5 protein-coding genes and 2 pseudogenes are annotated in these 5576 nt (G+C 68.2%); 1 reads left to right on the top strand and 6 read right to left on the bottom strand.

Annotated elements, in window-relative coordinates; translation table 11 throughout:
* Together AC2VON_RS11355 and AC2VON_RS11350 are read right to left on the bottom strand one after the other, a co-directional pair.
* Window positions 1–2224: cellulase family glycosylhydrolase (locus AC2VON_RS11355; RefSeq protein ID WP_486953053.1), on the bottom strand; the 2224-nt coding region annotated here is incomplete at its 3' end.
* A gap of 419 nt (window positions 2225–2643) precedes the next feature.
* Window positions 2644–2739 (bottom strand): annotated as a pseudogene (locus tag AC2VON_RS11350) (hypothetical protein); the annotation flags it as partial.
* Window positions 2740–2783: 44 nt separating this feature from the next.
* Here AC2VON_RS11350 and AC2VON_RS11345 point away from each other — a divergent pair.
* Entirely contained in the window at window positions 2784–3278 is a 495-nt protein-coding gene (locus tag AC2VON_RS11345; RefSeq protein WP_486953052.1) for an IS110 family transposase, read from the top strand.
* Between the two features lie 119 nt (window positions 3279–3397).
* Here the strand turns inward: AC2VON_RS11345 and AC2VON_RS11340 are convergent.
* The 4 genes and pseudogenes from AC2VON_RS11340 to AC2VON_RS11325 all read right to left on the bottom strand — a co-directional run.
* Window positions 3398–3529 (bottom strand): annotated as a pseudogene (locus AC2VON_RS11340) (hypothetical protein); the annotation flags it as partial.
* Window position 3530: 1 nt separating this feature from the next.
* Complete coding sequence (pssA, locus tag AC2VON_RS11335; RefSeq protein WP_486953051.1) at window positions 3531–4385, bottom strand: CDP-diacylglycerol--serine O-phosphatidyltransferase; 855 nt, start codon at window positions 4383–4385, stop codon at window positions 3531–3533.
* Window positions 4382–5104 carry a phosphatidylserine decarboxylase gene (locus tag AC2VON_RS11330; RefSeq protein WP_486953050.1) on the bottom strand — a complete coding sequence of 241 codons (723 nt, stop codon included), beginning with the start codon at window positions 5102–5104 and terminating at the stop codon, window positions 4382–4384. The genes pssA and AC2VON_RS11330 overlap by 4 nt, the downstream gene beginning before the upstream one ends.
* A gap of 26 nt (window positions 5105–5130) precedes the next feature.
* Window positions 5131–5576: molybdopterin-binding protein (locus AC2VON_RS11325; RefSeq protein ID WP_486953049.1), on the bottom strand; the 446-nt coding region annotated here is incomplete at its 5' end.

The following is a 5576-nucleotide window of genomic DNA, read 5'->3' as shown; positions in this document are numbered from 1 at the left end:
GTACGGCCGGCACCGCGATGTCGGTGTGTGAGCCGGCCGGGAAGCTGCCGTCGCCGTCGGCTTTGTCGGTGGTGTAGCTGAACTGGAAGGTGCCGTGGTCGAACGACCAGGAACCCGGCGTGCCGGAGACCACCTGCGGGTACGGCTGGGCGACGACGTCCAGCAACGCCGTGTGGACGTTGGAGCCCACCGGCGGATCGTGGGGGTTGTACACCAGCGCTTCGGTGTTTGGCGCATTCGTGGTGATGTCGCCCTGGCCGGTGTAGGCCCACATCAACCAGCCGAACTGGTGTTGGTCGGCGGCCTGCACCCCGTCGGCCATCACCGCGGTCGTGGTGCCGGGATCAATCTCGGTGGCCAAGCCGGGAATGCCGTGCTCCGCGGTGTAGGTGTCGGCATTGTCCATGACCAGGCCGTCTTCCGGCACACAGGTGGAAGCGCTGCTGGTCACCGACCCGATGAGGCAGGCGTCGTGGAACGCGAAGACAGTGTTGGGGTCATCCACCGTGCCTAAATGGGTAGGTACCCCGAAATCGAAAAGCAGGTACGGTTCGAACATCACCGGCGTGGTCGGGTCGACGGCCCGGATCGCCGAGTCGACCTGGTTGTAGAACGGGGTAAGGTCCTGTTGACCGAAGAACGCGCTGCCGAACAGGCTCGGAATCGTCTGCGATCCCGCCCACGGCTCGTTCATCAGCTCGAAGCCGGCCACGTCGGGATCGTTGTTGAAGTAGCTGGCGACGTGTTCCCACATCTGCGCGTAGTCGTTCTCCAGCCCGGCTCCGTTCGGTGCGTCAGAGTTCGACCAGAACGCGTTCCAGGCGTTATTCTCCGCCGGGTCGAAGAAGTAGGTGTAGGGAAAGCCTGCCTCGGTGTTCGGCAGCCCGCCGGTCTGCACCGCCCATGCCGGCGCGCCTTCGCCGCCGAACGTGCTGGCGTAGAGGTCTTGGTGTACGTCGAGGATGCTGTAGATGCCATGTTCAGCCAGGGTGTGCACGGTCTGGGCGATGGAAGCCAGGTAGGCGTCGTTGAAGACGCCGGGTTCGGGCTCCACGGCCGACCAGATGACCCCGACCCGCACCTCGTCGAATCCGTTGGCGGCCAGGAACGCAGCGTCGTTATTGCCGAATCCGTCGGCGGCCGGCTCATTCGGTGGCACCTTGTACACCTCGTTGACCCCGTGCATGATGACGACCTGGCCGTCGCTGTTGGTGATCCAGGTGCCGGCGTGGGACAGCGGTAGCAGCCCGCCGTCGGTGCTGGTGGCCGTTGGCTGTGCAGCGTCTGCCGTGGTGGCGGCGTGGCCGACGGTGCCGTGTTCGCCGAGCTGGCCGGCGGTGCCGCCGGCTCCGCCGAGTGCGGGCAGGCCGCTGGCATCGGCGCCGCTGTCTCCGGCATTTCCGCCGTCGCCGCCGCTGCCCGCCGCCGCGGTGGCGCTGCCGCCATCACCACCGTTGCCGCCAATCGCACCGAGAGCTCCGGCGCCGCCGTCACCACCGGCACCGCCGAGGCCGAACAGCGAGCCGGGCGCGTCGCCGCCGGCGCCGCCGTTGCCGCCAACCCCGCCCAGGAAGCCGACCTCGCCGGCGCCACCAGCACCGCCGGCACCGCCGATACCCATCAACGATCCGCCGGCGCCGCCCTCGCCGCCGCCCACCCCGGCGCCGCCGGCGCCGCCGGCGCCGCCGTCGCCGAACAACCCGGCCGCACCGCCGTTACCGCCGGGGATCCCGGGATAGGTGCTGCTCCAGCCCGCACCTCCGTCACCGAACAGCCACCCGCCGGCACCGCCGTCGGGGTGAGCCGCGGTGCCCGGTGCGCCGTTGCCGATCACCTCCGAGCCGAACAAAGTGTTGATCTCACCGTCGACCTGCTGGCCGGTCGAGCTGTTGATCCAGTTCTCGATACCGGCATGCAGCGGGGTGTAGATGAACTGCTGCAACGACGCGGTCAAGTCGGCAGCAGACGAATCCCAGACCGCCGGCACAGCGGCGGCACCCAAAGTGTGCAGCTCGGCCAAGACACCATCCCAGTGCGCGGTACTGAAAAAGGCGGACCACGCGCCGGGGGTCACCAACGCATCCCAGTCAACGGTGTTCGTCGCGGCATCCACAAACGGTGACAACACGTGATCGACCACCTCGTCGACCACGTCGGCCTGAGCCACCGGTACGGCCGCCGTCGGCATCCCGAACGTCAAAAACGCCCCCACGGCCGTGCCCACACCGATCACCCGACCGCACCCGCTCCCCTTACGCGCTTGACGATGCCCCTTGATGCTGCGACCACGTGCCATCTCGGCGCTCCTTCGACATGCTGCGATGATGACCAGGTTGTGTAAAGCCTCCGTCTGGACATTAATCATTCATAAGCCCGCTCGGGTCGACTAGGGTAAATCTGCACCAGGTAGCAGGGCGTGATGATGTATCTTTGCGCTCGTGCGGGGATGCACTGCATCGATGAACTCGAAACGACCGTCGAAGCGGGTGTGTGAGCTGATCCGACTGGGCGCACGATGATCATCGACGACCCTGCGAATTTGCTGAATAAGCTGAACAACGCAACGCTGGCGTCGGAGTACATCCAGACGGCCATCGCTGACGACCCAGTGCTCGCAGAAGCGGGCTAAGTTTGGGCTAAGTTCGGTTGCGTCAGATGTCGCCGGTCGGGCTCGACCCCCATCGCTCCGGTCGAAAACGAAACCCGATCGGCGTCGCGTCCCTTCTTCTTAAACCGCGGCAATCAAATGGGCGTAAAGCTACGGCGAGGTAGCGATCGCTGGTGTGGAGGGCACCGGTAGCTACGGGGCGGGATTCACCCGGGCTCTGCAGGAAGCCGGGATCGAGGTGGCCGAGGTCAGCCGCCCCGACCGCGCCGCACGCAGGCGGCGGGGTAAATCCGATCCGCTCGATGCCTACGCCGCGGCCCGTACCGCGTTGGCCGGCGACGGTCTGGCCGTGCCTAAAGACGAGCACACCAGCGCACTCAAAGCGCTGCTGATCGCCCGACGCGGTGCGATCAAGGCCCGCACCGCAGCGATCAACCAGATCAAAGCCCTGCTCATCACCGCCCCTGCCGAACTGCGGGAACGCTACCGTCGCCGCAGCACCACCAACCTCATCAGCCCCGGTGCACACACCGAGCCCATCGCGGTGGCGGTACTGAGCGCGTGCAAGGCCCGCACCGCAGCGCCTTGGTGCCTATGTCCAACGACCCGCGCACCCGCGACTACGTCACCCACCAGCTGGCCAACGGCGGCTCCAAACTCGACATCTTGAGCCTGCTCAAACGCGACGACACCCTCGCCGCCAACTACCGCGCCTGGCTCACCGCCACTTGACCTTCAACGCGAATAGGAGCATCAACAACCGACCACTCAACACACAACAGCTGATCCCCATTCCCGGATGCCAAGGGCGGCAACCGCTTCCGGATACAACCGGACGACACCGCGGCGTGCGCCGACCGCGGATGTGTTCAGCCGGGCGGTCAGGGCGAGGTGGCGGGAGCCGTGGGCGGGGGTCGTCATGTCAGCGGCCGCCGGGCTTGTGCAGGCCAAGCCGCGCCACCGAGCGGCGGCCGGGTTGCGCCCGGCGGATCGCGCGGCGCGCGGCGCGGCGCTGCTTCGGTTCGTCCTCCCAGGCTTCCGGGTGTGCGGCCACCCAGCGCTGACTGCGGATAGCGAACGGAATGTGACACAGGTAGGCCACGATCAGCACCATGACCAGGATGTAGGGGAACAGGAACGCGGCAGCGGCGACCAGTGCCAGCACCGCCAGCAACACCGCGGCCAAGTTAGGCGGCACCGACACGGCATGCATCTTCTTCATCGGGATGCGGCTGACCAGCAGCACGGACGTGGCCACCACCCACGCGCAGGCGAACCATTGCGACGTCCACCACCCGTCACCGAACTGCAGTTTGGCCGACAGCAGCCCGATCAGGGAGATCGCGCCGGCCGGAGCGGGCATGCCGACGAAGAACTCGCGGGTGTAGGCGGGCAGGCTGGCGTCGTCGAGCAACGCGTTGAACCGGGCCAGCCGCAACACCACGCACACCGCATACAGCAGCACCACGATCCAGCCGGCCGACAGGGTCGACAGCAGCGACACGTAGATCACCACCGCGGGCGCCACCCCGAAGTTCACCGCATCGGCCAGCGAGTCGATCTGCTCGCCCATCCGCGACTCGGCGTCAAGGATGCGGGCGACCCGACCGTCCAGCCCGTCGAGAATGGCGGCCGCGGCGATCAGCGCCATCGCGATGTGCGGCTGGCCGTCGAGGGCGAACTTGATCGAGGTGAGCCCGGCGCAGATGGCCAGCACCGTCATCGAGCTGGGTAGGATGTGCAGTCCCACCGCCCGCCTGGCGCGCGAGGAGGTCATGGCAGTTCAGCCAGTACGGTTTCGCCGGCGACGGCACGCTGACCGATTTCCACCAGCGGGACCGTGCCCACCGGCAGGTAGGTGTCCAGCCGGGAACCGAACCGGATCATGCCGTAGCTCTCGCCGATCGACAGGTTGTCGCCTGGCCGGGCGTCACAGACGATGCGCCGCGCCAGCAGGCCGGCGATCTGCACGACGACCACCTCGGCGCCGTCCGGCGTGCGGATCCGCATGCTGTTGCGTTCATTGTCGGTGCTGGCCGCGGCCAGGTCTGCCGAGCCGAACCGGCCCGCCCGGTGCAGCACCGCGAGCACCTCGCCGCCGGTCGGTGCCCGTTGCACATGTGCGTCGAGTATCGACATGAAGATGCTGACCCGCGGCAGCGCCACGTCGGGCAGATCGAGTTCGGCGGGTGGCGTCGCGGCGTCGATCGCGCAGATCACCCCGTCGGCGGGCGCCACCACCACCCCCGCCCGGGCGGGGGGCACGCGGCGCGGATGACGAAAGAATACGGCGCTGGCACCGGCGGCCAGCAGCCCGGCCCGGAGCAGCAGGCGATGGTTGCGTCCGGCTCTTGTCGCCACCAGAGCCAGCGCAAGCCCGGCGGAGACGAACGGCCACCCGGCGCGGTGCACCGGCGGAACGGCCGAACGCAGCAACCCGGGCAGCCGCCGCAGGCCCGATCCCGGATCGGCTGCTGGACGGGGGCGTCTGGCCATCCGGTCATCTTACGAACTTGCCGAGCTCAGCCGGTCAGGTCCCAGACTTGCAGGTGGGTTCCGGTCGGCACCTCCGTGACATCCTCGGCGATGTCCAGGAGGCAGTTCGCCGACGCCAGGTAGCGCAGATGATGCGATGCCGGCGGGCCGTAGGCGTTGACGGTGCCGGCGACCCGGTCGAGCAAGCCGCGGCGGAACTGCCGCTTACCCGGCGGTGACGTCAACGTCGCGGCCAGCACCGCGCCGCGGCGGGGCCGCTCGGGAGCGGGCAGGCCCATCGCCGATCGCAGCGGGGGCCGGATGAACACCTCGAAGGACACCTGCGCGCTGACCGGGTTGCCGGGCAGCGTGACGATTGTGGCGTCACCGACCCGCCCGATCCCCTGCGGCATGCCGGGCTGCATCGCCACCTTGACGAACTCCACCCCCTGATCGCCGGAGCGGCCGAACACGTCCTTGACCACCTCGTAGG

The organism is Mycobacterium sp. TH-M82 (genome assembly GCF_057473605.1).
The sequence above is the reverse complement of the archived record's forward strand: the minus strand, read 5'-3'. Positions and strand labels throughout refer to the sequence as shown.

Coding starts and splice junctions, on each gene's coding strand:
- pssA (WP_486953051.1), bottom strand. CDS start 4,385: ATGACCTCCTCGCGCGCCAGGCGGGCGGTGGGACTGCACATCCTACCC.
- AC2VON_RS11330 (WP_486953050.1), bottom strand. CDS start 5,104: ATGGCCAGACGCCCCCGTCCAGCAGCCGATCCGGGATCGGGCCTGCGG.